24 protein-coding genes are annotated in these 24,616 nt (G+C 67.6%); 11 read left to right on the forward strand and 13 right to left on the reverse strand.

Annotation, left to right across the window (positions count from 1 at the left end; genetic code table 11):
* Position 1 precedes the first annotated feature (1 nt).
* The 7 genes from AC1PPL_RS11620 to fliF form a co-directional block, all read right to left on the reverse strand.
* Positions 2-574, reverse strand: coding sequence for a flagellar basal body-associated FliL family protein (locus AC1PPL_RS11620; protein ID WP_479973312.1), 573 nt, complete (start codon positions 572-574; stop codon positions 2-4).
* 208 nt (positions 575-782) lie between these two features.
* Positions 783-2,090: a flagellar hook-length control protein FliK gene (locus AC1PPL_RS11625; RefSeq protein WP_479973313.1), complete on the reverse strand. Its 1,308-nt coding sequence runs from the start codon at positions 2,088-2,090 to the stop codon at positions 783-785.
* Positions 2,091-2,092: 2 nt separating this feature from the next.
* Positions 2,093-2,557 carry a flagellar export protein FliJ gene (gene fliJ / locus AC1PPL_RS11630; protein ID WP_103738844.1) on the reverse strand — a complete coding sequence of 155 codons (465 nt, stop codon included), beginning with the start codon at positions 2,555-2,557 and terminating at the stop codon, positions 2,093-2,095.
* 27 nt (positions 2,558-2,584) lie between these two features.
* On the reverse strand, positions 2,585-3,988 hold the full coding sequence (fliI, locus tag AC1PPL_RS11635; RefSeq protein ID WP_287740232.1) for a flagellar protein export ATPase FliI: 1,404 nt from the start codon (positions 3,986-3,988) through the stop codon (positions 2,585-2,587).
* Positions 3,978-4,712, reverse strand: coding sequence for a FliH/SctL family protein (locus AC1PPL_RS11640; RefSeq protein WP_011806892.1), 735 nt, complete (start codon positions 4,710-4,712; stop codon positions 3,978-3,980). The genes fliI and AC1PPL_RS11640 overlap by 11 nt, the downstream gene beginning before the upstream one ends.
* Positions 4,713-4,721: 9 nt before the next feature.
* Entirely contained in the window at positions 4,722-5,717 is a 996-nt protein-coding gene (fliG, locus tag AC1PPL_RS11645) for a flagellar motor switch protein FliG (RefSeq protein ID WP_011806893.1), read from the reverse strand.
* A gap of 33 nt (positions 5,718-5,750) precedes the next feature.
* Entirely contained in the window at positions 5,751-7,445 is a 1,695-nt protein-coding gene (fliF, locus tag AC1PPL_RS11650; RefSeq protein WP_011806894.1) for a flagellar basal-body MS-ring/collar protein FliF, read from the reverse strand.
* Positions 7,446-7,618: 173 nt separating this feature from the next.
* Between fliF and fliE the strand changes: the two genes are divergently transcribed.
* The gene (gene fliE, locus AC1PPL_RS11655; protein ID WP_015914350.1) at positions 7,619-7,930 is read left to right on the forward strand and encodes a flagellar hook-basal body complex protein FliE; all 312 of its coding nucleotides are present in this window, start codon (positions 7,619-7,621) and stop codon (positions 7,928-7,930) included.
* Between the two features lie 179 nt (positions 7,931-8,109).
* On the opposite strand, the gene AC1PPL_RS11660 is transcribed toward fliE, so the two are convergent.
* From AC1PPL_RS11660 to AC1PPL_RS11675, 4 genes are all read right to left on the reverse strand, one after another.
* The gene (locus tag AC1PPL_RS11660; RefSeq protein ID WP_015914351.1) at positions 8,110-8,409 is read right to left on the reverse strand and encodes a flagellar protein FliT; all 300 of its coding nucleotides are present in this window, start codon (positions 8,407-8,409) and stop codon (positions 8,110-8,112) included.
* A 3-nt stretch (positions 8,410-8,412) separates the two neighbouring features.
* Positions 8,413-8,853 carry a flagellar export chaperone FliS gene (gene fliS / locus AC1PPL_RS11665; protein WP_088888278.1) on the reverse strand — a complete coding sequence of 147 codons (441 nt, stop codon included), beginning with the start codon at positions 8,851-8,853 and terminating at the stop codon, positions 8,413-8,415.
* Positions 8,854-8,918: 65 nt separating this feature from the next.
* The gene (gene fliD, locus AC1PPL_RS11670; RefSeq protein ID WP_252101915.1) at positions 8,919-10,367 is read right to left on the reverse strand and encodes a flagellar filament capping protein FliD; all 1,449 of its coding nucleotides are present in this window, start codon (positions 10,365-10,367) and stop codon (positions 8,919-8,921) included.
* Positions 10,368-10,597: 230 nt separating this feature from the next.
* A complete protein-coding gene (locus tag AC1PPL_RS11675; protein ID WP_287964306.1) occupies positions 10,598-12,043 on the reverse strand; it encodes a flagellin N-terminal helical domain-containing protein in 1,446 nt (481 codons plus the stop codon).
* A gap of 333 nt (positions 12,044-12,376) precedes the next feature.
* On the opposite strand from AC1PPL_RS11675, the gene AC1PPL_RS11680 reads away from it, so the two are divergent.
* The 10 genes from AC1PPL_RS11680 (at position 12,377) to AC1PPL_RS11725 (ending at position 23,537) form a co-directional block, all read left to right on the forward strand.
* Complete coding sequence (locus AC1PPL_RS11680) at positions 12,377-13,852, forward strand: flagellin N-terminal helical domain-containing protein (protein ID WP_088888276.1); 1,476 nt, start codon at positions 12,377-12,379, stop codon at positions 13,850-13,852.
* 206 nt (positions 13,853-14,058) lie between these two features.
* On the forward strand, positions 14,059-14,919 hold the full coding sequence (gene motA, locus AC1PPL_RS11685) for a flagellar motor stator protein MotA (RefSeq protein WP_015914356.1): 861 nt from the start codon (positions 14,059-14,061) through the stop codon (positions 14,917-14,919).
* Positions 14,920-14,945: 26 nt separating this feature from the next.
* On the forward strand, positions 14,946-15,887 hold the full coding sequence (motB, locus tag AC1PPL_RS11690) for a flagellar motor protein MotB (RefSeq protein ID WP_287984944.1): 942 nt from the start codon (positions 14,946-14,948) through the stop codon (positions 15,885-15,887).
* 61 nt (positions 15,888-15,948) lie between these two features.
* Complete coding sequence (cheY, locus tag AC1PPL_RS11695; protein ID WP_011806904.1) at positions 15,949-16,335, forward strand: chemotaxis response regulator CheY; 387 nt, start codon at positions 15,949-15,951, stop codon at positions 16,333-16,335.
* 2 nt (positions 16,336-16,337) lie between these two features.
* On the forward strand, positions 16,338-16,967 hold the full coding sequence (locus tag AC1PPL_RS11700) for a protein phosphatase CheZ (protein ID WP_088888274.1): 630 nt from the start codon (positions 16,338-16,340) through the stop codon (positions 16,965-16,967).
* 222 nt (positions 16,968-17,189) lie between these two features.
* Positions 17,190-18,362, forward strand: coding sequence for an EscU/YscU/HrcU family type III secretion system export apparatus switch protein (locus AC1PPL_RS11705; protein WP_088888273.1), 1,173 nt, complete (start codon positions 17,190-17,192; stop codon positions 18,360-18,362).
* Positions 18,359-20,443, forward strand: coding sequence for a flagellar biosynthesis protein FlhA (gene flhA / locus AC1PPL_RS11710; protein WP_479973314.1), 2,085 nt, complete (start codon positions 18,359-18,361; stop codon positions 20,441-20,443). The genes AC1PPL_RS11705 and flhA overlap by 4 nt, the downstream gene beginning before the upstream one ends.
* Entirely contained in the window at positions 20,440-22,032 is a 1,593-nt protein-coding gene (gene flhF, locus AC1PPL_RS11715) for a flagellar biosynthesis GTPase FlhF (RefSeq protein WP_479973315.1), read from the forward strand. Before flhA ends, flhF begins: the two co-directional genes overlap by 4 nt.
* Positions 22,022-22,819, forward strand: coding sequence for a hypothetical protein (locus AC1PPL_RS11720; RefSeq protein WP_015914362.1), 798 nt, complete (start codon positions 22,022-22,024; stop codon positions 22,817-22,819). The genes flhF and AC1PPL_RS11720 overlap by 11 nt, the downstream gene beginning before the upstream one ends.
* 4 nt (positions 22,820-22,823) lie before the next feature.
* Positions 22,824-23,537 carry an RNA polymerase sigma factor FliA gene (locus tag AC1PPL_RS11725; RefSeq protein WP_287740240.1) on the forward strand — a complete coding sequence of 238 codons (714 nt, stop codon included), beginning with the start codon at positions 22,824-22,826 and terminating at the stop codon, positions 23,535-23,537.
* Positions 23,538-23,796: 259 nt separating this feature from the next.
* Here AC1PPL_RS11725 and AC1PPL_RS11730 read toward each other — a convergent pair whose 3' ends face one another.
* Both AC1PPL_RS11730 and flgM read right to left on the reverse strand, forming a co-directional pair.
* Positions 23,797-24,144 carry a hypothetical protein gene (locus AC1PPL_RS11730; protein ID WP_123676771.1) on the reverse strand — a complete coding sequence of 116 codons (348 nt, stop codon included), beginning with the start codon at positions 24,142-24,144 and terminating at the stop codon, positions 23,797-23,799.
* Positions 24,145-24,200: 56 nt separating this feature from the next.
* Positions 24,201-24,524: a flagellar biosynthesis anti-sigma factor FlgM gene (gene flgM / locus AC1PPL_RS11735; protein WP_103739126.1), complete on the reverse strand. Its 324-nt coding sequence runs from the start codon at positions 24,522-24,524 to the stop codon at positions 24,201-24,203.
* Positions 24,525-24,616 lie beyond the last annotated feature (92 nt).

A 24,616-nucleotide genomic window follows, 5' to 3' on the forward strand; every position in this document is an offset into this window, starting at 1 on the left:
CTCACTGGATGATGAAGCTGGAGAACAGCACCTGCCGCACCGGATTGGTGTCGGCGCGGGGACGGGGTTCTTCTTCTTCGACATCCTCGTCCAAGGGATCGCGGCTGACCGAGCGCTTGCGCGGCTTGGGCACGCTGTAGCCCAGCGGGCGCGACACCTCGCGGCGGATGTCCACCGCCAGCTTCTCCTTGCCCTCGCGCGTCAGCAACTCGTCGGTCGTACGCTGCGACAGCAGCAGCAATACGCCGCTGCGGATGGTGGGCATGTAGGCCTTCACCTGGTCCGCCGTCTTGCCGTCGGCCAGCTCCAGCGTGATGCCCACCTGGGCAAAGCGGTCGCCACCGGGGTCGGCCAGGTTGACCACCATGTTGTCCATGGGTAGGAAGGTGGGAGGTGTCTTGGGCGTGCCCGCCTGGGCGACCGCCCGGCCGCCGCCCTCCTCGTCCTCGGCCGCGTGGCGCTGGGACAGCATCATCCAGGCTGCGGCGCCGCCCGCCACCAGCACCAGGGCGAGAACGGCCAGGATGATGATCAGTTTCTTGCTTTTGGCCGGGGCAGCAGTGTTGTCGGACACGTTGGGGCTTTCTTGCGCAACAAGGGCAGGGGAAGTGGGCCGCGGGCGGCGGGCCGAAAGGCCCTTCCCCGCAGTGATGGCCGATTATTGAACGCCCCGGCGCCCCGCGAAAGCCTGAATAAGCGCCCAAAACCCGGGTTTTCAGCCGCATGCGCCTCGATGCGCACCACTGCCGCTGGGGCGGCACAGGGGCCACCCCGGCGGTGCGTCAGACGAAAATATCCACCGAGCGCTCGGCCACGCCCCGTCCGCCACCGGCCTGCCCCGCAGGCGTGGCGGCCTGCACGGCGGCCTGGCGCGCGCCCGGGCGGCCCTCGTCCCGTCGGCCCTGCCGGTCGGCGGCACCGCCACCCGCCGTGTCCACCGTCACGCCGGCGAGCTGCAGCCCCTCGCGCTGCAGCATCTCCCGCAGCTGGGCCGTGCTGCCGTCCAGCCACTGGCGCGCATCGGCTTGGTCGCTGCGGAAGGTCACATGCGCCTCGTCGCCCGTGAGCGCCACCCTCACCTCCACGGGCCGGCCATCCTGGTCCAGCGTCAGTTCGGCATTCTGGGTTTTCTGGTGCACCCAGTAGGCCACCTGCTCGGCCAACTGATCCGCCAGGGCGTCCTCCGCCCCGGCCATGCCCGCCAGCGTGGCGTCGGCCGACTCCAGCCCGGCCCCCTCGGCAGGTGACCTGAAAGGCTCCGCGCCCGAAGTGCCTGCGGCAGCGTCCGCACCCCGCAGTCCCGCGGTGGTGACCGCCCCGCCAGCGCCCGCCGCTGCGGAGCCGGGTGCGGCGCCCGAGATGCCCGCGGGGGCTGCCTGCGCAGCCATCCATTCGCCGGGCTGGGCCTGCAACGGCGTGCCAGCGACCGGCACGCCGTCGCGCCGCTGCGCGGTCGCATCCACGGCCTGGGACACCTGCGCCGCAAGGTGCGACACCGTGTCCGCTGCCTGCTGCAGGCCAGAGCGCGCCGCATGGACACCGGCGCGCAAGGCATCCCCTGCGGCCCCGGCGGCGTCCTGTGCCGCAGCCTGCAGTGCCATGCCTTGCGCGCGCCAGGCTGTGCCGCGGCCCGCGGCGGCGCCGGGCCCCGCCATGGAGGCCCCGCCCTGCAGAGCCGCCCGCTCCGCCGCGCCATCCAGCAGGGCGGTCTGCCCCACCAGCGTATCCTGCCCCGCGCGCACCAGGCCCAGGCCCAGGCGGCCGGCCAGGGCATCCGCCTCGGCTGCGATCGACTCACCCGTCCGCTGCGCGAGCGCGGCTCCCGGCTGCAGGCCGGCCGCCCAGGCCGCCAGCGCGCCCGCGTCCGGCAGCGCCTCAGGCGACTGCAATGCCTCGCCAGCCACCGCCAGCGTGTCCAGCACCGTGGCCGCGCCCTCGCCGCCCAGAGCCGCCAGCAGCAGGGCAAAGCCGTCGCCCTGCGCTGCCGCCTGGTCGTCAGCGGCGGCGCCTGCCTTGGCGGAGGTGCCCCGGGCGCCGCGCGCCTCGTGCGCAGCCGTGGAAGGCGAGGAGGAAATACGGGTCTGTTCCATGGTCAATACTCCTGATCCTGCGGGGAGCGTGCCCCCCGCCCGGCGCGCAACGCGGCGCGCTCATCGGTTTGTTTCTGCTCACGGCGCTGCTGCTGTAAGGCCACCTCGGCGCGCCGCCGCTCCAGCACCTTGCGCAGGCTGGCCAGGCGCAGTTCGGCCTCCAGCAGCGCCTGCCGGGCCTTGTCCACACGCACGTCCTGCCCGCTCACCACGCCCGTCTGCAGGCCGATGGCATGGTCCAGCCGGCCCATGAATTGGTAGTGGTGGTACATCACCTCGGGTTGCATGGCGCTGTCGGCCTTCATGCCCCAGCGGCCTTGCGTTTCCGCGGCGTAGCCCGTGAGCTGCTCCAGCTGGGCCTGTGCGGCGTGGCGCGCGTCCTGCACGTTCTTGAGCGCCTGGCGCGCGGCGTCGCGCCGGCGTTCGGCCAGCTCCACCGCCACCTCGAAGGCCTTCAGCGACGACATGCGGCGTGCCCTTCCATCGCCCTAGCCTCACGCGCCTTCCAGCGCCTGGCCCATGGCGGCGATGCTGTCGTCCATGGGAGCGGCCTCGAACATGCTCTGCTGCAAAAAGGCTGTCATGCCCGGCTGCAGGCGGATCGCCTCGTCCAGCTGCGGGTCGGATCCGCTCATGTATGCGCCGACCTGGATCAAATCACGGCTCTTCTGATAGCGCGAGTACACCGCGCGGAAGCCGCGCGCCAACTCGAAGTGCGCGCGCGGCACGACGTTGTGCATCACGCGCGAGGCAGATTGCTCGATGTCGATGGCCGGGTAGTGCCCGCTTTCGGCCAGCGCGCGCGACAGCACGATGTGCCCGTCCAGGATCGCGCGGGCTGCGTCGGCGATCGGGTCCTGCTGGTCGTCGCCCTCGGACAGTACGGTGTAGAAGGCGGTGATGGAGCCCACGCCGTTCAGTCCGTTGCCGCTGCGCTCCACCAACGCCGGCAGCTTGGCGAAGCAGCTGGGCGGGTAGCCCTTGGTGGCCGGGGGCTCACCGATCGCCAGGGCAATCTCGCGCTGCGCCATGGCGTAGCGCGTGAGCGAGTCCATGAGCAGCAGCACATGCTGGCCCTTGTCGCGGAAGTGCTCGGCAATCGCCGTGGCATAGGCCGCGCCCTGCATGCGCAGGAGCGGCGGTGCATCGGCCGGTGCGGCCACCACCACGGCGCGGCCGCGGTCCTGCACGCCCAGGATGTCTTCGACGAATTCCTTGACCTCGCGCCCGCGCTCACCGATCAGGCCGACCACGATCACGTCGGCCTGGGTGTAACGGGCCATCATGCCCAGCAGGACGCTCTTGCCCACGCCCGAGCCGGCGAACAGGCCCAGCCGCTGGCCACGGCCCACGGTGAGCAGGGCATTGATGGCGCGCACGCCGGTGTCCAGCGGCTCGCGCACCGGGTCGCGCTCCATGGCATTGATGGGGCTGCGGTCCATGGGCTGGGCCGTCACCTGCGCCAGCGGTCCCGCATGGTCCAGGGGGTTGCCCTGCGAATCCACCACACGGCCCAGCAGGCCGTCACCCATGGGAAGGAGCAGTGCGCCCACGCCCGCGCCGGCTTCCTCCACCGGCGCCGCGCCCAGGTGCAACGCCGGCACGTAGGCGGGAGCCGGCATCACGCTGGCGCCGCTGGACAGGCCATGGATGTCTCCCGCGGGCATCAGGTAGGCCGTGTCGCCCGCGAACCCCACCACCTCGGCCAGCACTGGCTCCTGGCCGTTCATCTGCACCTGGCACTGCGACCCCACGGGCACGCGGATGCCGGTGGCTTCGAGTACCAGGCCGGTCAGGCGGGTGAGCGTGCCGCGCGTCTCCAGCGGCTGCTCCGGCGCCAGGCGCGCGCGCGCCTGTGCCATGAAATCATCCCAGGCGCGGGCCGGCTCAATCGCCATGGTCCACGTCCTTCCAGGCCGCGGTCAGGCCCAGCGCGGCAATGGCACGGCGCCAGCGCTTGTCCAGCGACCCGTCCACCACCATGCCGCCCGACTCCACCTGGCAGTCGCCAGGCTCCACGGCGGTGTCGGCCAGCCACTGGATGCGGCCGGCGGGAAACTCCTCGCGCAGTGGCTGCTCCAGCGCGGCCCAGTCGCCCGGGTTCAGGCGCACGGTGGCGGGCCGCGCCTCGCTGACCAGCATGCCCAGCGCCTCGCGCACCACGGGCAGTACCGCCTGGGAATTGCCCGCGACCTCCTGGCGCACCACCTGGCGCGCGATGTCGCAGGCCAGTTGCAATACCTCCTGCGCCATGCCCTGCTGCATGCCGGTGAAGCTTTCTTCCAGCGCCTGGGCGAGCCGGGCCAGCCGCTCGGCGCCTTCGCGCCCCTGGCCGGCCACGTAGTCGTCCATGCGCTGCTGCCACTGCAGCCGCGTCTGCTCCTGGCCTTCGGCCAGGCCCTGGGCATAGCCCTCTTCGCGCGCCTGCTGCACCAGGGCCTGGTGCTGCGCCTCGTCGATGCCAGGCTCCACGGGCGCCGCCTCGGGCTCCAGCACCGGCGGCTCGGGCGCCAGCGGCTGGCTGCCCGGGGGAAACTCCACGTCACCGAACTCCCAACGGGTGACGTCGCCCACCTCTTCGCGCGGGATGAAGCGGGTGTAATAACGCAGGGACCGGGTCATTGATCAGTCCTACACAAAGGCGTCGTCGCCGCCGCTGGCCAGCGCGATCTGGCCCTCGTCGGCCAGGCGCCGCACCGTCTTGAGGATTTCCTTTTGCTGCGCCTCCACCTCGGACAGGCGCATCGGGCCGCGCGACTCCAGGTCTTCGCGCAGCGCCTCTGCGGCGCGCGAGGACATGTTGGACAGAATCTTGTCGCGTACCTCGGGCTGCGCGCCCTTGAGCGCAACCACCAGGGTCTCGGAAGCCACTTCGCGCAGCACGGTCTGGATGGCGCGGTTGTCGAGCTTGACGATGTCGTCGAACACGAACATCTTGTCCATGATCTTCTGGGCCAGGTCCATGTCATAGCCGCGAATGGACTCCAGCACCGCCGCATCCATGCCCGAGCCCAGCAGGTTGATGATCTCGGCCGCCGCCTTGATGCCGCCCAGCGAGCTCTTGCGCACCTTGTCGCCGCCGGCCAGCACCTTGAACAGGACCTCGTTCAGGTCCTTCAAGGCCGTGGGCTGTATGCCCTCCAGCGTGGCGATGCGCAGCATCACTTCGCTGCGCTGGCGCTCGGTCAGGTGCATCAGGATGGCCGAGGATTGCTCCGCGTCCAGGTGCACCAGGATGGCCGCGACGATCTGCGGATGCTCGTTGCGCAGCAGTTCGGCCACCGACAGCGGATCCATCCACTTCAGGCTTTCGATGCCCGACACGTCGCCGCCCTGCAGGATGCGGTCGATCAGCAACGCGGCCTTGTCGTCGCCCAGGGCGCGCTTGAGCACGGCACGCACGTAGTTGCTGGTGTCGGACACCAGCAGGCTTTGCGCGGCCGCATCGCTGGTGAAACGGTTGAGCACCTCGTCCACCTTCTCGCGGGAGACGGTGCGCATGCGCGCGATGGTCTCGCCCAGCTTCTGCACTTCCTTGGGCGACAGGTGCTTGAAGACCTCGGCGGCCTCTTCCTCGCCCAGGGACATCAGCATGATGGCGGCGTCGTTCAGGCCTTGCTCGTCCATGACAGTCTCGTGATTCGGTGCGGGCCGGCGGCGTCAGTCGCCATTGACCCAGGTTTTGAGAATGCTGGCCACCGCGACGGGGTTGTCGCGGGCCAGTTGGCGCGCCTCTTCCAGGCGCAGTTGCTCCGCCGTGGGCTGCAGCTCTTCGGGTTGCGCGGGCGCCGGCAAGCCGGGGCGCTGCAATTCTTCGGAGGCGATGGCACTCAGCTGCGCCCCCGCCGGCTGCTGCGCCGCCATCTGCACGGCGCGGGCGCGGGCCTTGAGCGCCGGGCGCAGCAGCCCCAGCAGCAGGATGGCCGCGGCCAGAGAGATGCCCAGCGGCCAGCCCAGCGTCTTGGCCAACTCGATCGTTTCGGGCTGCTTCCACAGCGGCAGTTCGCCCGGGGGGACCTCCTCCACCAGGAAGGGGGCATTCATGAGGTTGACGGAATCGCCGCGCTCCTTGTTGAAGCCGATCGTCTCGCGCACCAGCGCCGTCATCTGCTCCAGCTGTTCAGGCGTCAGCGCCTTGTTCACCGCGGGCTTGCCCGGCCCTTCGCTCACGGGCTGGTAGTTCACCACCACGGCCGCGTTCACACGCTTGATGGCGCCGGCACCGCCGCGCGTCACCTGGGTGGTCTTGTCCACCTCATAGTTGGTGATGGACTCGCGCTTGGCCTGGCCCGCAGCGCCGCTGCCCGGCGCGCCGCCGGCCGCCGTGGGCGCGGGGTTGGCACCGTTGATGGGAGCCGCAGAGGCCTGCGGCGGCTGGTTGGTCACCGCGCCAGGCACGCCCGTGGGTGGCTGCGCGCCGGGCGTGCCGCCGCTTTCCACCACCTGCTGGCTGCGTACCGCGCTGGCATCGGGCGCCAGGTTGGGCTTGTGCTGCTCGACGGTGGACTCGGTCTGGTTGAAGTCCACTTCGGCGGTCACCTGGGCCTTCACGTTGTTCTTGCCCACGACGGGCTCCAGCAGGTCCAGGATGCGGCGCGCGTACTGCTGCTCGATCTGCTGCACATAGGCCAGTTGCTGCGCGTCCACGCCGGCGCCGGCCATGTCGGGCGTCTGCGACAGCAGCTTGCCGGTATCGTCCAGCACACTCACGGCTGAGGGAGCGAGTTCCGGCACGCTGGAGGCCACCAGGTGCACGATGCCTGCGAGCTGTGCGCGGTCCAGGAAGCGCCCAGGGTACAGGCTGAGCAACACCGAGGCCGAGGGCTTTTGCTGCTCGCGGAAGAAACCGTTTTGCTGTGGCAGCGCCAGGTGCACGCGTGCGCTCTGCACCGAGGCCAGCGCCTGGATCGAGCGCGTGAGCTCCCCCTCCAGCCCGCGCTGGAAGTTCAGGCGCTCCTGGAACTGGGTGACACCGAAGCGGTTGGTCTCCATCAGCTCGAACCCGGTCACCGATCCCTTGGGCAGGCCCTGCGTGGCCAGGCGCAGGCGCACGTCGTGCACGCGCTCGGCCGGCACGAGGATGGCACCGCCCCCTTCGGTGTACTTGTAAGGCACATTCATCTGCGACAGCTGCGCCACGATGGCGCCGCCGTCCTTGTCGTTCAGGCCGGAGAACAGCACCCGGTAGTCGGGCTGGCGGCTGTAGAAGAATGCGGCCAGCAGCGCCGCGACCAGCAGCGCTGCCACCACCCCCAGGCGCAGGCGTGCGGGACGGTCGAGCGAGGCCAGCCGCTGCGGCCAGCCAGGGCTGGCGACGGGAGGCGGAGCGACGGGAACTTCGGCAACTGCAGACATCGGGTTTTCCACAAAAAGACGGGCGCCAGGCGAGGCTCTGGCGTGCGGCGATTATGGAATCCGCCCCGTCCGCCGTTCAGCCGATAAAGCGCGGCTTTGGCCATCATTTCCCGCCTCTGCGCGCCCCACGGCGCCCTACGATTGCGCCATTCCTGACATTTCCCGATCCAACCATGGACCTGCGCATCAACAGCACCCAGTTTCCCCTCACCGGCACCCAGGTGGCGCGCCGCGTCACCGCGCCGCAGGAAGGCGTGCAGGAGGCCGGCTTTTCCTCGGCGTTCAAGAACGCGCTGCAGTCCGTGAGCGCCGCGCAGGACCAGGCCAGCGGCCTGCAGCGCGAAGTGCAACTGGAAAACCCCAACGTCAGCATCGAGGAAACCATGGTCGCCATGCAGAAAGCACAGATCGGCTTCCAGGCCACGCTGCATGTGCGCAACCGCATGGTGCAGGCCTACACCGACATCATGAACATGCAGGTGTAAGGTGCGCATCGACGCGACTTTAGCTCATGATTTGATAGCTGCTAGCGCTTACCAGATAAGCGCTAGAGGCATATTTCGCATATAAAAAAGCCGGCCACCTTGCGGTGCCGGCTTTTTGCATTGCCCCTGCAGCCCCCGCGCGGCGCCACCACGCCGCAGCCAGGGAAGGAAGCACAACGTCAGTGCATCATCTGCGGCTGCCCGTCGAACAGGTGCTCGAACTGCGCCAGCCAGGGCTCGGCCAGGCAGCGGATCTGGGCATCGTTGCGCAGGATGCGCTGCATGATGCGGGCCTTTTCCTTGCGGTGCTCAGGCGCCAGTTCCTGCTGCTGCGACTGGTAGCGCAACTGCTCGATGAGCACCGCGCAGGTGCCCTCGTAGCGCACCACGCCGTCCCAGTCCTTGAGCTTGGCCGCCTCCAGCATCTTGGCGCTGCTGTCCTCGATGGCCTTGTAGTAGTCAATCAGCATGTCGGGCATTCTTCAGGCCTCCGCCAGCGCGGGCTGCGCCACGTCGTTGGCCGCCTCGGTACTCTTCTTCATCTCTTTCCAGGCCAGCGCGATCGGCTCGATCAGGCGGGCCACCTCCTGCAGCTTTGCGTCGTCATTGCCGGCGTTCGCCTCAATGAGCCGGCGCAGCGCGTAGTCGTACACCGCCTCCAGGTTCGCCGCCACCTCGCCGCCCGACTCGCGGTCCAGCGCGGTCATCAGGCCCTCTTCCAGGATGCGCACGGCCTTGGAGATGCTGTTGCACTTGGTCAGCACGTCGCTGCGCGCCAGCGCGCCACGGGCGGTGGCCACGGCACTCAGCACGCCATCCAGCAGCAGGCTGACCAACTGGTGCTGGTCGATCGTGTGCATGCTGGTTTCGACATTGATCCGCTGGTAGGCGGACGCTGCGCGGGGGTTGAGGGCACTGAACATGGCGGTAATCCTTGAGCTGGCTGCTATTCAATTTATCGGCATTGCGCCGTCAAACTGAAGCGCTTTCAGCCCGAGGACTTGTTCCAGGTGGTGACCTGCTGGGCGATGTAAGCGTTCAGCGCATTGAGCGACGCCATCTTCGTGTCCAGCGCCGTGTAGCGTTGCGTCAGGCTCTTTTCCAGGCGGTCGGCGCGGTCGGTGATGCGCTCGATCTCCTTGGCGTTGAGTTTGAGTGCGCTCTCGTACAGCTTGGTCTTGGAGGCAAAGAACCCGTCCGTGTCGAGCAGCTGGGACGTCATGGCCTTGAACTTGCCGGCAAAGCCGTCTTCCACGCGCCCGCCCTCGGGCCCGCGGAAGAATTCCTTCACGGCGTCGGGGTCTTCCATCGCCTTGTTGAATTTCGTGGCGTTGAGCTCCAGAGAGCCGTCCGGCGAAACGTTCCCCAGCCCCAGCCCACCCGCGGACACCACACCGACGGCCGACAGGTTGCGCAACGCACCCGAGCTGTTGACGGACTGCAACGCCATGCGCAGCGTGTTCTGCAGGGCCAGCACGGTGGAGTCCCCCTGGAGCAGGCCGGCGGTCTGCGTCTCCTTGTCGTACTTGGTGCTTTCGTTGAGCGCGCTGTTGACAGCGTTGTACGCGGCAACGAAGGCCTCGATGTTCTTCTTGACCGCCGAAGTGTCCTTCTCCACGGTCAACGTCACGGCCTCCGTGGTGACCTTGTTGGCCGTGAAGGTCACGCCCGCCACGGTATCGGCGAACGCATTGGTCGCGGAACTGACGGCGATGCCGTTCACCGTGGCGTTGGCATTGCGTGCGTATTCCGTGGTCATTCCGGTGGACAGGCGCGACAGGCCGGCGCCGTCGGCCAGGTTGCCGTCCGCGTCGGACACGCTCAGTTGGAACCCGGCCGCCTCGCCGGTGGTCTTGCTGCGCAGCAGCAGCCGTTCGCCCGACGCGTCGTTCAACACCGTGGCGGTCACCCCGGCCTTGGACCCGTTGATCTTGCTGGCCACGTCGGCCAGCGTGTCGGTGGCGCTGATCTCGAGGTTGACCGCCTCGCCGCTACCCGCGGTGAATGCCTTGGGATCGCCCGCCCAGGTTCCCGTGGCCAGCGTCAGCGTGCCCGCACCCACCGGCTGCTTGGTGGGCTGCAACGCGGCCGACATGGACGACTGGGCCATCGCCAGGTTCTGCACCTGCACGCTGAAGGACGTGACCGCTGCGCCGCCCACCGCGCTGACGGATACCGCGTCGGCATTGGAGGAAGTGGCCTTGACGCCATTCCACCCGGTGACGCTGGTGAGTTTGCTGGCCGCGTCCGCCAGCGTGGACACCAGCGACTTGAATTGGCCGAAGGTAGACACCTTGGCACTGGTGAGCGCCGCCTGCTGTTGCAGGCCGTTGGTCTTCGTGATGGGCAGCTTGACGGCATCTACCGACGCCTTGATCAGCCCATTGACGTCCACATTGCCGCCCAGGCCGATACCGATCGAGGAAAAACTTGCCATGACCATCTCCGTATGCATGCAAACCGGCATGCGTGCCGGTAACGCCAGAAATTATCAAGCCGAAGGGCCCTGTGCGTCTCGTTGAATAGGACGGAAGAATCCTGCCAATCCCGCACGTCACGCTCGCCATGCCACCCCACAAGCGGGAAAGCGCGGCCGTGAGAATCTCACTGCCGCGCTCGGGGAGAGATGCGGGAACGAATCCCGCGTCTCACCTGAAGGCTGCCGTATCAGCGCAGCAGGGCCAGCACGCCCTGGGGCAGCTGGTTGGCCTGGGCCACCATGGCGGTGCCGGCCTGCTGCAGGATCTGGGTGCGCGACAGGTTGGCCGTTTCAGCTGCGAAGTCAGCGTCCTGGATGCGGCCGCGCGAGGCGGACATATTTTCGGAAGAAGTCTGCAGGTTGTTCACGGCGGTCTCGAAGCGGGACTGCAGGGCACCGAAGCTGGCGCGCTGGCCGTTCACGGCAGCCAGGGCCGAGTCGATGATCTTCAGGGCCTTGGTGGAGCCTTCCACGGTGGACACGTCGATGGTGTTCACTGCCTTCAGGGACGACGCGGCTGTGGTGGACGCCAGTGCAGACGTACCGGTGATCGAGTAGCCCTTGTCGGACGAGAACTCCAGCGTGCCGCGGGAAACCACGGCACCGCCAGCCGCAGCGGCAGCCGTCGCCGCACCGAAAGTCGGCGTAGTGGTGGCTTCTGCGTTCTGTGCAGCCAGCGTGACACCAACCGTCGCGCTGTTGTTCGTCAGGTTGATATCGGCGCCGGCCTCGTTGGTGAGGATGATGCCATCCGCCGCGGCATTGAGCTTGGCGGTGACGCCGGTCTGCGAGGACACGTCGTTGAACGCCTTGACTGCCTCGGCCAAGCCGGCAGCCGTATTGCCCGACACGTTGAACGTGACGTTAGCAGCGGTGGAGTTATCACCCTTCACTGCCAGGGACACGGCACCCGTGGCGGCAAACTTCAGTTCCGACACGTTGCGTGCAGATGCGGTCACGCCAGTGGCGTCAGACAGTGCATTGATGGCTGCAGCAGCGGTAGCGGCAGTGTCCGAGGCCCCAAGGGTAGCCGTCTTGGTCTGCAGGCCGGCGATCACCACCGTGCCGGTCAAAGCGGTGGCCGTCGCTGCGGCGTCCACCAGCTTGCTGTTGTTGATCTGTGCACCGTAGGTGGTGGTGCGGAAGTTGCCCGTGGTGGCAGTGATGGTCTGGTTGGCATTCGCGCCCACCTGGAAGGTGGCGGAGCCAAACGAGCCGTCCAGCAGTTTCTGGCCGTTGAACTCGGTGGTCACGGAGATGCGGTCCAGTTCGGACAGCAGTTGGCCCACTTCAGCCTGAATGGCCTTGCGGTCGGAGGCGCTGTTGGTGGCGTTGGCCGACTGCACGGACAGTTCGCGCACACGCTGCAGGATGTCGCCGGACGCCTTCAGTGCGCCTTCAGCCGTCTGGGCCAGCGAGATGCCGTCGTTGGCGTTGCGCACGGCCTGGTTCAGGCCGCGGATCTGGCTGGTGAAGCGCTCGGATATGGCCAGGCCGGCGGCGTCGTCCTTGGCGCTGTTGATGCGCAGGCCCGACGACAGGCGCTGGATGGAGGTGTTGAGGGAGGCCTGGCTCATGCCCAGGTTGCGCTGGGCGGTCAACGAGGCGACGTTGGTATTGATGGTCGATGCCATTGCAAATCTCCTGAAAGAACTGACTGAATAAGGCGTTACCGCCATCTGGGCCCAGAACCGTCTGGCCTCAGGGTTCACAGGGCCCCCTTGGGCGCCTTGTTGAACGGCGGGTCGTCACTTCTTGTTTCAAACGGCCCGTTGAATGTGTTTTCGGGCTGTGGCTGGAAAACTTTAGGGACAAACGCACGGACTGGACGGTTTTTGCGCCGCTTATCGCGGCAACGCCCCCACGCCGGCTCTCCACAATCTGCCCATCGTTCCCGCACAGTCCGCCGGAGGGGCCACGCTTAAGCCGGCAGAAATCATCGTTTCCAGCCACGCAGGAGTTCCGCCATGGCAGCTACCATCAATACCAACGTCGCCTCGTTGACCGCCCAGCGCAATCTGGGGGTCAGCCAGGGTTCGCTCAATACCTCCATCCAGCGCCTGTCGTCGGGCCTGCGCATCAACAGCGCCAAGGACGACGCCGCCGGCCTGGCCATCTCCGAACGCTTCACCAGCCAGATCCGCGGCCTGAACCAGGCGGCACGCAATGCCAACGACGGTATCTCACTGGCGCAGGTGGCCGAAAGCGCCCTGGCGGGAGCGGGCAACATCCTGCAGCGAGTGCGTGAACTGTCCGTGCAGTCGGCCAACGCCACCAACAGCGCCTCCGACCGCAAGGCCCTGCAGGCCGAAGTGGGCCAGCTGCTGTCCGAGCTGGACCGCCTGGCCGTGACCACCGAGTTCAACGGCCAGAAACTGCTGGACGGCTCGTTCGGCTCCGCCACCTTCCAGGTGGGCGCGAATGCCAACCAGACCATCACCGCCACCACGGGCAACTTCCGTACTGCCACCTACGGAGCGCAGTTGAAGCAGTCCGCGCCAGTGGTGGTCACCGCCACCAACACCCCCACGCCGCTGACCGGCACGTTCGACGTGGCGGGGCTTCAGACCAAGACGATCAACCTCACCGCTACGGACACCCTGGCGACGGCTGCAGCCAAGATCAATGCGGCGTCGGAGGCCACCGGGGTGACGGCCTCCGCACGCAACCAGGTCGAGCTGACGACCTTTGTGGCCGGTGGTTCCTATTCCCTCGCGGTGGTGGGCGATAACGCCACTGCGGCAAACGTCACCTTCAGCGTCAGCACCGCGGGCGCCACCGCGGCGGGCCTGGCCGAGGGCATCAAGGCCTTCAATGACGTGTCCTCCCAGACGGGCATCACCGCCAAGCTGAATGCGGACGGGGACGGCATCATCCTGATCAACGAGTCGGGGGCCGACATCCAGATCCAGAACAATTCCGCGGCCGGCAACACGCTTGCTGTGGGCGCCTACGATGCCGTGACGTCTGCCAGCTCGGGAACCCCGACTTTCGTGGCCGGCGTGGCCGCCGCGCCGGCGGGAGGGTACGCGACGGCCCGCGGTTACCTGGAAATGAACTCCGACAAGGGCTTTTCCATCGGGAACCTGACCGGCACGCCTCCCGTCACGGCAACGCCTTCCACGCTGAACTCCGTCAATACCATTGACGTGTCCACCGTGGACGGCTCCACCAAGGCGCTGAAGATCATCGATTCCGCCCTGGCGGCAGTGAACGGCCAGCGCGCCAGCTTCGGCGCCTTGCAGGCCCGCTTCGAGACGACGATCGCGAACCTGAACACCTCTTCGGAGAACATGTCCGCCTCGCGCGGCCGCATCCAGGACGCCGACTTCGCGGCCGAAACGGCCAACCTGTCGCGCACCCAGATCCTGCAGCAGGCCGGCACCGCCATGGTGGCCCAGGCCAACCAAATCCCGCAGGGCGTGCTGGCCTTGCTGAAATAAGGCGGTCCGTTACTGCTTCCAAAATAAGAGCTGTCAGCGCCCTGACCGTGGGCACTACAGCTCTTTTTCATAGGAACCACCGACCGTTGACAAGGGAACCCGGTCAAGCCGGCTTCATTTTTCTCGCGACAATCCGATACAAAAGTCATTCCCTTATGCAAGGCTGCGGGGCTCCCATGCCCGCTTTGCCCGTTTAGAACCCCAGCATGCTCGTCATCCTCGGCTACATCATCACCTTCGGCTGCGTCTTCGGCGTGTTCGTCGCCCATGGCGGCAACGTTCAGGTGCTGCTGACGGCCCTGCCCTTTGAAATGATCACCATCGGCGGGGCCGCGCTGGGCTCATTCATCGTGACCAACCAGCCCAAGGTGCTCAAGGCCACCATGGCCACCCTGCCCCAGGTGTTCAAAGGCAACAAGTACACCAAGGCGCGCTACATGGAGCTGATGGCCATGCTCTACGAGATCCTGCAGAAGGCCCGCAAGGAAGGGCTGATGTCGATCGAGCAGGACGTGGAGTCGCCCAAGGAATCAGAGCTGTTCAAGAAATTCCCCACCGTGGGCAGCGACCCGCACGTGATCGAATTCACCACCGACTACCTGCGCATGATGGTCTCGGGCAACCTGAACGCCCACGAGATCGAGGCGCTGATGGACAGCGAGATCGAGACCCACCACGCCGAGGCGCACGCCCCCGTGGCGGCGCTCACGCGACTGGCCGGCGCCCTGCCGGCCTTCGGTATCGTGGCCGCGGTGCTCGGGGTGGTGAACACCATGGGCTCGGTGGGCCAGCCGCCCGCCGTGCTGGGGGGCATGATTGCCTCGGCGCTGGTCGGCACCTTCCTGGGCATTCTGCTGGCCTACGGCGCGGTGGAGCCGCTGGCCGGGCTGCTGGAGCAAAAGGCCGCCGACGCCGCCAAGGAATACGAGTGCATCAAGTCCACCCTGCTGGCCAGCATGCAGGGCTACAACCCCGCCACCTCCATCGAGTTCGGCCGCAAGGTGCTGTTCTCCGGGGACCGCCCGGGCTTCGTCGAGCTGGAAGCCCACGTCAAGGGCAAAAAGTGACGCGCCACGCCTGAACCGCCTTTGCCATGGCCGAAAAGAAGCTCCAGCCCATCATCATCAAGCGCGCCAAGAAGCGCCCCCATGCGCCGCACGGCGGTGCATGGAAGATCGCCTACGCCGACTTTGTGACGGCCATGATGGCCTTCTTCCTGCTGATGTGGCTGCTGGGCTCCACCGCCAAGGGCGAGCTGCAGGGCATTGCGGCCTACTTTTCGTCGCCGCTCAAGGTGGCGATGCAGGGCGGAGACGGGGCGGGCAACAGCTCCAGCGTGATCCCGGGCGGCGGCAACGACCTGTCCAAGGTGCACGGGCAGGTGCGCCGCTCCAATTCCGACAGCTCCACCAACATGCGCTCCAGCGTGGAGGCCTCGCGCGCCGAGCGTGCCCGGCAGGACGCACAGCGCATCAAGGCGCTGCAGACCAAGATCGAGGCAATGATCACCGAGAACCCTCGCCTGAACGAATACCGCTCGCAGATCCGGCTGGACCTGACGCCCGACGGCCTGCAGATCCAGATCGTCGACGATCAGAACCGCCCGATGTTCGACAGTGGCAGCGCTCTGGTCAAACCCTACATGCGCGACATCCTGCACCAGATTGGTGCAGCCTTGGGCGGGGTAGAAAACCGCATCAGCCTGTCCGGCCACACGGATGCCGTGCCTTATGGCAATGGCGACCGCGGCTACAGCAACTGGGAGCTGTCGGCCGACCGCGCCAACGCCTCGCGACGCGAACTGGTGGCCGCAGGCATGCCCGACGCCAAGCTGGGCCGCGTGGTGGGGATGGCTGCCAGCGATCTACTGGAGCCCGAGAACCCCCGCGCCGCCGTGAACCGGCGTATCACCATCACCGTACTCACCCATGAAGCCGAAGAGCGGCTCATGGGTAAAAAGAACATGGTATTTCCGTTACCGTCGCCCGTGGCAGAAAAGCAGGACAATCCAGCTTCCTCATCGCCGAATCAGTAACAACTTGTCACGTTGCTGATGACTTACGACAATAGCCCCATATTCACCGAAAGGGTCCTTTGTGTCCTCCGCCCTTCGCTTTCTGATCGTTGACGACTTTTCCACCATGCGGCGCATCGTCCGCAACCTGCTCAAGGAAAGCGGTTTCGCTGATGCCGACGAGGCCGAAGACGGCGTGGCGGCACTGAACAAGCTGCGCAACGGCAAGTTCGACTTCGTGGTCACCGACATCAACATGCCGAACATGAACGGCTTCCAGTTGCTGGGCGAGATCAAGAAGGACGACAAGCTCAAGCACCTGCCCGTGCTGATGGTGACGGCCGAGGCGCGCAAGGAAGATATCGTCGCCGCCGCCCAGGGCGGCGCCGCCGGCTACATCGTCAAGCCCTTCACCAAGGCCACGCTGGAAGAGAAGGTCAACCTGATCCTCAAGAAAATGGGGCTGTGAGCATGACGGCGGCAGAAAACGGCGCGCCAGCCGACGGGACAGACGACGTCCACCACAAGATAGGCCTGCTCACGCGGCAGCTGCATTCCGCCCTGAACGAGCTCGGCTACGCGGACCAGTTGCGCGGCACCATGGGTGAGCTGCCCGATGCGCAAAGCCGCCTGTCCTACATCGCCCGCTTGACGGGCGAGGCGGCCGAGAAGGTGCTGGGCCGGGTGGAGCAGGCCAAGTCGCTGCACGACCACGTGGCCTCGGAAACGCGCCGCGTGGTCACCTCGCTGGTGGCCGACCCCGTGGCCGCGGTGGCCAAGGGCGAGATCTACAACTTCCTGACCGATGTGGAGCGCGCCACGCAGGAGGCTGACAGCCACCTGACCGAGATCATGATGGCGCAGGACTTCCACGATCTCACCGGCCAGGTGATCGCGCGCGTGGTGAACCTGGCGGCGACGATCGAGCAGCAGCTGGTGCAGTTGCTGATCCAGACCGCGCCGCCGCAGGCGCAAACACCCATCGCGCCCGAGCCGCGGCGCGACCAACTGCAGGGGCCCGTGGTCAATCCCGAGTCCGCACCCGACGTGGTGACCAGCCAGTCGCAGGTGGACGACCTGCTGGCCAGTCTGGGGTTCTGACGCGGCCGGGCCCAGGCAGGAGCCCGGCGCATGACATAAACATCAGCAAAATCAGGCTCTAACGCCCACTGGGCAAGCGCAAACAGCTATTATTTTAATAGCTTACCAATCGTCGGCGCAACCGCCGCCACCGCCGCGAATAACGCCGGCGCAACCCCTTTATTCGGGCTTTAGCTTTCGCCCCGGCTCCCGACAATGGCGTGACCCAGCAGTCACGCCGCCATGAGCTCGAGCCAAGACAAAAACCTCCCAGCAACCGAGCGCAAGCTCCAGAAAGCGCGCAGCGACGGCCAGGCCGCGCGCTCGCGGGACCTGTCGCACCTGGCCATCCTGGGCATGGGCGCGCTGGCGCTGCTGGTGCTCGCGCCCTGGTTCGTGGAATACCTGCAGCGCGCGATGCGCCAGCAGCTCGCATTCAACGCGGCCACTGTGCAGGCGCCCGGCCACATGCTGGAGCGCCTGCAGACCATGGCGGGCGTGGGCCTGCTGGCCAGCGCCAGCTTCGCCGCGCTCACCGGCGGCGCGGCGCTGCTGAGCGCCGTGGGTGCCGGCGGCTGGGTGTTCAGCTTCAAGCCCATCACGCCGCAGTTCAACCGGCTCAACCCGCTGACCGGCTTCACCAACCTGTTTTCCAAGCAGCAACTCGCCAACGTGAGCAAGATGGTGCTCATGACCGGCATCCTGTCGTTCGTGGCCTGGAACTTCATGGGCCAGAGCATCGAGAAGATGGCCGCGCTGGTGCTGCAGCCTTCGCCCATGTCGCTGCGCCACGTGGGCGACTGGATCGTCTCGGGCACCAGCCTGCTGCTGCTGGTGGTGTTCCTGTTCGCCGTGGTGGACGTGCCGCTGCAGGCGTTCTTCTTCAAGTCGCGCCTGAAGATGTCGCACGAGGAAGTCAAGCAGGAGCACAAGGAATCCGACGGCAATCCGCAGCTCAAGGGCCGGCAGCGCCAGCGCGCGCGCGAGATCGCCGACGGCGCCAGCATCACCGCCGTGCCCAAGGCCGACTTCGTGGTCATGAACCCCACGCACTACGCCGTGGCCCTGAAGTACGACGACGCCACCATGGGCGCACCCCAGGTCGTCTCCAAGGGCACCGACCTGCTGGCCTTCAAGATCCGCGAAGTGGCCCAGGCGCATGGCGTGCCCGTGCTGCAGTCCCCCATGCTGGCGCGCGCGCTGTATGCGCACGCCGAGCTGGAGCAACCGATTCCCGCACAGCTATACACCGCCGTGGCCCAGGTGCTGGCCTACGTGTACCGCCTGAAGGCCGCGCTGCGCGGCGATGGCCGCATGCCCGAGGCCCAGCCCGATCCCTACGTGCCGCCCGAGCTCGACCCCCACAGCGCCCACCACACCCGGCGCCCCGCACCCGCCACAGGTAACGCAAGATGACGTCCCCCTCGATCCATTCCGTCCGGCAATGGGCCGGCAACCACGGCCCGGCACTGCAGGGGCTGTCGGCCCCGCTGCTGGTAGTGGCCATCCTGGCGCTGATGGTGCTGCCCGTGCCGCCCTGGATGCTGGACACCTTCTTCACCCTCAACATCGCCGTGGCGCTGATGGTGATGATGGTGGCCGCGTACATGATCAAGCCGCTGGACTTCGCGGCCTTCCCTTCGGTGCTGCTGCTCACCACGCTGATGCGCCTGTCGCTGAACGTGGCGTCCACCCGCGTGGTGCTGCTGGAAGGCCACACCGGCCCGGGCGCGGCCGGCGCGGTGATCGAGGCCTTCGGCCACTTCCTGATCGGCGGCAACTTCGCCGTGGGCCTGATCGTGTTCGCGATCTTGGTGGTGATCAACTTCGTGGTGGTGACCAAGGGCGCGGAGCGCATCGCCGAGGTGTCGGCCCGCTTCACGCTGGACGCCATGCCCGGCAAGCAGATGGCCGTGGACGCCGACCTGAACGCCGGCCTGATCGACGAGAAGGAAGCCAAGCGCCGCCGCGCCGAGGTGCAGGAAGAGGCCAACTTCTTCGGCTCCATGGACGGCGCGAGCAAGTTCGTGCGCGGCGATGCCGTCGCCGGCATCCTGATCCTGATCATCAACATCGTGGGCGGCTTCGCCATCGGCATGCTGCAGCATGGCCTGTCGGCCAACGATGCCGCCAACAGCTACATCCTGCTGGCCGTGGGCGATGCGCTGGTGGCCCAGATCCCCGGCCTGCTGATTTCCGTCGCGGCCGCGATGGTGATCTCGCGCGTGGGCAAGGACTCCGACATGGGTCAGCAGATCGTGCAGCAGTTGCTCATGTCGCCACGCGTGCTGGGCGTGACCGCGGGCGTGCTGATCCTGCTGGGCCTCATCCCCGGCATGCCGCACACCGTGTTCCTGGTCATGGGCAGCCTCCTCGGCTACGGCGCCTGGATGCTGCTGCAGCGCCAGCGCCGCCCCGCCCCGGTGGAAGAAGCCCCCGCGCCCGTGAGCGACGGCGAGGCCAGCTGGGACGACCTGCAGCCCGTGGACCTGCTGGGCCTGGAGCTGGGCTACCGCCTGATCGCCTTGGTGGACAAGAGCCGCCAGGGCGACCTGCTCACGCGCATCAAGGGCGTGCGCCGCAAGTTTGCGCAGGAGGTGGGCTTCCTGCCGCCGGCCGTGCATGTGCGCGACAACCTGGAGCTCAAGCCCAGCGCCTACCGCATCACGCTGCGCGGTGTGGTGGTGGGCGAAGGCGAGGCATTCCCCGGCATGTACCTGGCCATCAACCCCGGCGGCATCTCCACGCCGCTGATCGGCACTCCCACCACCGACCCCGCCTTCGGCCTGCCCGCGCACTGGATCGACGCCGCGCAGAAGGAAGCGGCACAAATGGCAGGCTTTACCGTGGTTGATTCGGAAACCGTGATGGCGACCCATTTGTCACACTTGATGCAAGTGCACGCCGCCAAGCTCCTGAGCCGCACCGAGACGCAGCAGCTCGTGGAGCATGTGACCCGGCTGGCACCCAAACTCATCGAAGAAGTCGTGCCCAAGATGGTGTCCATCACAACATTCCAGAAAGTGCTGCAGCTGTTGCTGGAGGAGTCCGTGCACATCCGCGACATCCGCACCATCATCGAGACGCTGGCGGAACACGCCGGTAGCACGCAAGACCCGATGGAACTGGCGCGCCGCGTGCGCATCGCCCTGTCCCCCGCCATCGTGCAGCAGATCTACGGCCCCACGCGCGAGCTCAGCGTCATCGCCATCGAGCCCGGGCTGGAGCGCCTTTTGATGCAGGCCCTGGGCAATGCCAGCGGCCCGGCGCTGGACCCCGGCGTGGCCGACCTGCTCACCCACAAGGCCGCCGAAGTCGCCCTGCAGCAGGAAGAGCTGGGCATGCCCGCCTGCCTGCTGGTGCCCGACCAGATCCGCAACGCCATCGCCCGCCTGGTGCGGCGCGTGGCTCCCCGCTTGCAGGTGCTCGCCCACAGCGAGATTCCTGAGACCCACACCATCCGCATCGGCCCGATCCTCAAAGGTGCATCCGCATGAACATCAAACGCTTTACCGCTCCCACCGCACGGGAGGCCCTGGCCAAGGCGCGCATGGCCTTCGGTGAAGGCACGCTGATCCTGTCCAACCGCCCCACGGCGGGCGGCGTCGAGGTGGTGGCCACGGCCGAGGACGCGCTGTCGTCCCTGCACGGCGGCGCCGAGCCGGCACCCAACCGTCTGCAGGAGCGCGCCGACGACCTGGCCGCGAGCCAGCCGGTGCGCATGTCCCAGACGCAGCCCCATGCAGCCCCTGTCCCGCAGCCCGCACGCCAGCCGGCGCCCGCAGCACGCAGCACCGTGGCGCACGACACCGAGCAACTGGCCATGAGCACGCTGTCGTTCCAGGACTATGTGCGCGAGCGCATGCTGCGCCGTCGCCACGAGGCCTTGCACGGCACGAGCGCCCCCGCGCCGCTGAACGAGCGCGCAGCGCTGGAGCGCGGCCTGCCCGAGCCACGCTTCGAACCCCGCGCCGAGCGCCTGCCAGAGCCACCCGCGCCACAGCCCGTGAATGCCCCGGTGGCACGCCACAACCCATTGCGGCCCATGCATGCCGCCCTGGGCGCAGAGCAGCTCACGCCGCGCCGCGCCGAGGCGCCCGCCACAGCCGCGCCCACGCTGGCGGCCGGCCTGGGACAGCAGAACCTCATGAAGGAACTGCAGTCCATGAAGGAGCTGATCGAGGACCGCTTCAACACCCTGGCCTGGCTGGGCCAGGCCCGCCAGAACCCGATCCAGTCCACCCTGATGCTCAAGCTCATCCGTGCGGGCTATTCGCCCGCCCTCTCGCGCGCGGTGCTGGAACACCTGCCCGAGCATCTGGGCGCCCAGGAGGCCGTGCGCTGGCTCATGGAAGTGCTGGAGCGCAACCTGCGCACCGACGCGCAGACGCTGCCGCTGTACGAGGAAGGCGGCATCTTCGCCATGGTGGGCGCCACCGGCGTGGGCAAGACCACCACCACCGCCAAGCTGGCCGCCTTGTGCGCGCGCATCCACGGCCCCGCCAGCGTGGGCCTGATCACGCTGGACACCTACCGCGTGGGCGCGCACGAGCAGTTGCGCTCCTACGGCCGCATGCTGGGCGTGGTGGCGCACCTGGCGCACGACCGCGCGGCGCTGCAGGACCTGCTGGGCCTGCTGTCGTCCAAGAAGATGGTGCTCATCGACACCACGGGCGTGGCCCCGCGCGACCCGCGCAAGCGCGACCTGCTGGACGTGCTGGCGCTGCCCGGTGTCAAGCGCCTGCTGGTGCTCAACGCCAGCAGCCACGGCGATACACTGGACGACGTGCTCACCGGCTTCAAGACCACCGGCTCGCAGCAGGCCATCCTGTCCAAGGTGGACGAGGCCGTGAAGCTGGGCCCGGCCATCGATGCGCTGATCCGCCACCAGATGGTGCTGCGCGGCGTGACCAACGGCCAGCGCGTGCCCGAGGACTGGGAAGCGGCCGACGCCCGCAAGCTCGTGAGCGCCTCCATGCGCACGAGCGTGAAGTCGGCCTTCGACCCCAAGGCCGCCGAGTTGAACTTCTTCTTCTCGCACGCCACGGAAACGGCCGATGAGCGAGGGATGGCCGATGTTGCTTGATACCGCTTTGCACCAGGCCGCCGGGCTGCACAGCTACACGCCGCAGCAGGACCTGCGCCTGCTGGCCGTGCTGAGCCAGCCGGGCAGCGGCCCGTGGCTGGAGATGCTGTGGCAGCTGTGCTCCAGCCTGCAGCGCCTGGGCTACCCCGTCGTGGTGCTGGACGGCACGGCGCTGGAGAGCCCGCACATGCCCGGCCTGGACCAGCTGCTGCACCCGGCTCCCTGGAACGGCGCGCAGACGCTGGCCTCCGCTACCGGCGCGTCGCTGGCCGTGGTGCCCGCGGCCCGCGGGCTGGCCCGCCTGGCGCAGCAGTCCGAACACCATGGCGCCACCGTGCTGCAGCGCCTGCAGCCCTTGTTTCGCGCCTACGCGCTGGTGGTGCTGCATGCTCCGCCCGAGCAACTGGCGCCGCTGCTGCGCGGCAGCGCCAGCGTACCGCTGATCATGACCGGCCCCGGCGCGCAAGGCATGGTGCGCAGCTACCGCCAGCTCAAGCACATGGCGCTGCACGCCGGCGTGCGCTGCACGGTGGCGTCCATCCTCGCGCCGCAGGAGCCTGTGCAGCACCGCCAGACCGCCGAGGCGCTGGACACGCTGCAGCGCAGCGCGCGCACCCACCTGGGCCTGCAGGTCCACACCACCACCGTGGCCGCGGCGCGCGCGCAGGACATCCAGCGGCTGGCCTTGCAACTGCTGGAAAACGCATGCACTATTGACGCTGCCATGCCCCTGCTGCCCCCGCACAGCCTGTGCGCCTCCCTCTCGCCCCTGGACCGGAGCCACTGACCCGATGTACACCGCGAAAGGCCAGCTCGACCGGGACGCGCTGTTCCACCAGCACGTGCCCCTGGTGCGGCGCATCGCCCACCACATGATCGCCAAGCTCCCGCCCAACGTGGAGCTGGACGACCTGATCCAGGTCGGCATGATCGGTCTGAACGACGCGCTCTCGCGCTACGAAGTCGCGCAGGGCGTGCAGTTCGAGACCTTTGCCAGCCAGCGCATCCGCGGCGCCATGCTCGACGAGCTGCGCGAGGGCGACTGGATGAGCCGCAGCTCGCGCAAGAGCCAGAAGGACATCGAGCATGCCCTGCACCGCGTGGAGCAGCGCCTGGGCCGCAGCCCCATCGAGTCCGAGATCGCCGCCGAACTGGGCATGAGCCTGGAGGACTACCAGACTCTGCTGAGCAAGGTGCGCGGCACGCAGCTGGTGTACCTGGAAGACTTTCACCACGATGACGAGGACGAGGGCTTCCTGGACCGCCACGTGGCCGACGAGGGCGCCGATCCCATGGCCGTGCTACGCGACCAGCGCCTGCGCGCCTCGCTGGTCGAGGCCATCAAGGCCCTGCCCGAGCGCGAGCAGTACATCATGGGCATGTACTACGAGCACGACATGAACCTGAAGGAAATCGCCGCCGTCCTGGGCGTGACCGAATCGCGCGTGTGCCAGCTGCACAGCCAGGCGATTGCGCGGTTGCGGACGAAGATGCGGGGGCACTGATTCTTTGGATGAAATAGCTGTTTTGCGCTTGCTGGACAAGCGCGGGCAGCTATTTTTTTTGAGCTTGTGCTGCGGCTTTTCATGGCGCTGGCCGGGATATGCGCCCGGCGGCGCACCTACCTTTCTTTGCTTTGTCAAAGAAAAGTGCCTCGCCCGCCGGGGCGGGTCCCGGTCACAGCATCAAACCCCAAGAACCCGTCAAAAAAGATAGCTGCCAGCGCTTATCCCATAAGCCTCAGCCAGCAATTCGGGCTAAAAGTCACCCCGGTGCCCGGTAAATCCGCGCCCCCGCGGCGCCGGACGAGGGCCCGTAAGTCACCCCCTCCACCGGCGGCAGCAGCGACGCCGCCTGCCGCTCAGTCAGCGCCATCACCCGGGCCAGTTGGTCGCGCACCAGCGTCAATTGCCGGCCGATGGCCTGCACCCTTTGCGTGGCGGCGGGCTCCAGCGCGCCCGCCACAGGCGCCAGGGCCTGGGCCAGCGCCATGGCAGCGCCGCGCAGCTGCACCGCAGTGTCTTCAAAAGTCTGGGGGTTGGAAGCAAGAAGCGCAGCCTGCATGTCCTGCAGCTGCGCTTCGATGAAGGTGAGGGTGTCGTCGAGTGACATGGGGTGCAAGTCTAGAGCCTGTCACCCCGGCGGGCCAGCCGGCCCAGGAGGGCGGGTCAGCCCCGCGAGTGGGACAGGGTTTCGTAGGCGTTGGACAGCAGCTTGTCGGCCACGGCTTCGGCGTCCACGCGGAAGGTGCCTTTTTCGATGGCGGCCTTGATCGCTTTGACCTTGGCGGTGTCGAAGTCGGCCGTGGACTTGGTGGCGTCCACCCCGCGGGCGGCGGCCGACAGCGTGACGGGCACGCCTGCGGCGGCGCGCGTCGCGCCCTGGGCCGCTTCTTCAGCGGCCGGCGCAGGTGCGGCGGCCTTGGCCTGCTGCTTGTTGGCAGCGGCCTTTGACAGCGCAGTCGCAGTATCCGGGTTGTGTCCAATCTTCATCGCACTCTCCACCACCCCTGTGAGATGTGGGGCCAGTAGCCATGTTTTCGGCCGGCAGGGAGCAGACTTTAGCGCTTTGTGGTGCCTCGCGG

The organism is Diaphorobacter sp. B2A2W2 (assembly GCF_056730635.1).

Excerpts from the sequence above, each read along its gene's own strand:
- AC1PPL_RS11625 (WP_479973313.1), bottom strand. The coding sequence starts at position 2,090 with ATGGAACAGACCCGTATTTCCTCCTCGCCTTCCACGGCTGCGCACGAG.
- fliJ (WP_103738844.1), bottom strand. The coding sequence starts at position 2,557 with ATGTCGTCGCTGAAGGCCTTCGAGGTGGCGGTGGAGCTGGCCGAACGC.
- fliI (WP_287740232.1), bottom strand. The coding sequence starts at position 3,988 with ATGGCGATTGAGCCGGCCCGCGCCTGGGATGATTTCATGGCACAGGCG.
- AC1PPL_RS11640 (WP_011806892.1), bottom strand. The coding sequence starts at position 4,712 with ATGACCCGGTCCCTGCGTTATTACACCCGCTTCATCCCGCGCGAAGAG.
- fliG (WP_011806893.1), bottom strand. The coding sequence starts at position 5,717 with ATGGACGAGCAAGGCCTGAACGACGCCGCCATCATGCTGATGTCCCTG.
- fliF (WP_011806894.1), bottom strand. The coding sequence starts at position 7,445 with ATGTCTGCAGTTGCCGAAGTTCCCGTCGCTCCGCCTCCCGTCGCCAGC.
- fliE (WP_015914350.1), top strand. The coding sequence starts at position 7,619 with ATGGACCTGCGCATCAACAGCACCCAGTTTCCCCTCACCGGCACCCAG.
- AC1PPL_RS11660 (WP_015914351.1), bottom strand. The coding sequence starts at position 8,409 with ATGCCCGACATGCTGATTGACTACTACAAGGCCATCGAGGACAGCAGC.
- fliS (WP_088888278.1), bottom strand. The coding sequence starts at position 8,853 with ATGTTCAGTGCCCTCAACCCCCGCGCAGCGTCCGCCTACCAGCGGATC.
- fliD (WP_252101915.1), bottom strand. The coding sequence starts at position 10,367 with ATGGCAAGTTTTTCCTCGATCGGTATCGGCCTGGGCGGCAATGTGGAC.
- AC1PPL_RS11675 (WP_287964306.1), bottom strand. The coding sequence starts at position 12,043 with ATGGCATCGACCATCAATACCAACGTCGCCTCGTTGACCGCCCAGCGC.
- AC1PPL_RS11680 (WP_088888276.1), top strand. The coding sequence starts at position 12,377 with ATGGCAGCTACCATCAATACCAACGTCGCCTCGTTGACCGCCCAGCGC.
- motA (WP_015914356.1), top strand. The coding sequence starts at position 14,059 with ATGCTCGTCATCCTCGGCTACATCATCACCTTCGGCTGCGTCTTCGGC.
- motB (WP_287984944.1), top strand. The coding sequence starts at position 14,946 with ATGGCCGAAAAGAAGCTCCAGCCCATCATCATCAAGCGCGCCAAGAAG.
- AC1PPL_RS11700 (WP_088888274.1), top strand. The coding sequence starts at position 16,338 with ATGACGGCGGCAGAAAACGGCGCGCCAGCCGACGGGACAGACGACGTC.
- AC1PPL_RS11705 (WP_088888273.1), top strand. The coding sequence starts at position 17,190 with ATGAGCTCGAGCCAAGACAAAAACCTCCCAGCAACCGAGCGCAAGCTC.
- flhA (WP_479973314.1), top strand. The coding sequence starts at position 18,359 with ATGACGTCCCCCTCGATCCATTCCGTCCGGCAATGGGCCGGCAACCAC.
- flhF (WP_479973315.1), top strand. The coding sequence starts at position 20,440 with ATGAACATCAAACGCTTTACCGCTCCCACCGCACGGGAGGCCCTGGCC.
- AC1PPL_RS11720 (WP_015914362.1), top strand. The coding sequence starts at position 22,022 with ATGTTGCTTGATACCGCTTTGCACCAGGCCGCCGGGCTGCACAGCTAC.
- AC1PPL_RS11725 (WP_287740240.1), top strand. The coding sequence starts at position 22,824 with ATGTACACCGCGAAAGGCCAGCTCGACCGGGACGCGCTGTTCCACCAG.
- AC1PPL_RS11730 (WP_123676771.1), bottom strand. The coding sequence starts at position 24,144 with ATGTCACTCGACGACACCCTCACCTTCATCGAAGCGCAGCTGCAGGAC.
- flgM (WP_103739126.1), bottom strand. The coding sequence starts at position 24,524 with ATGAAGATTGGACACAACCCGGATACTGCGACTGCGCTGTCAAAGGCC.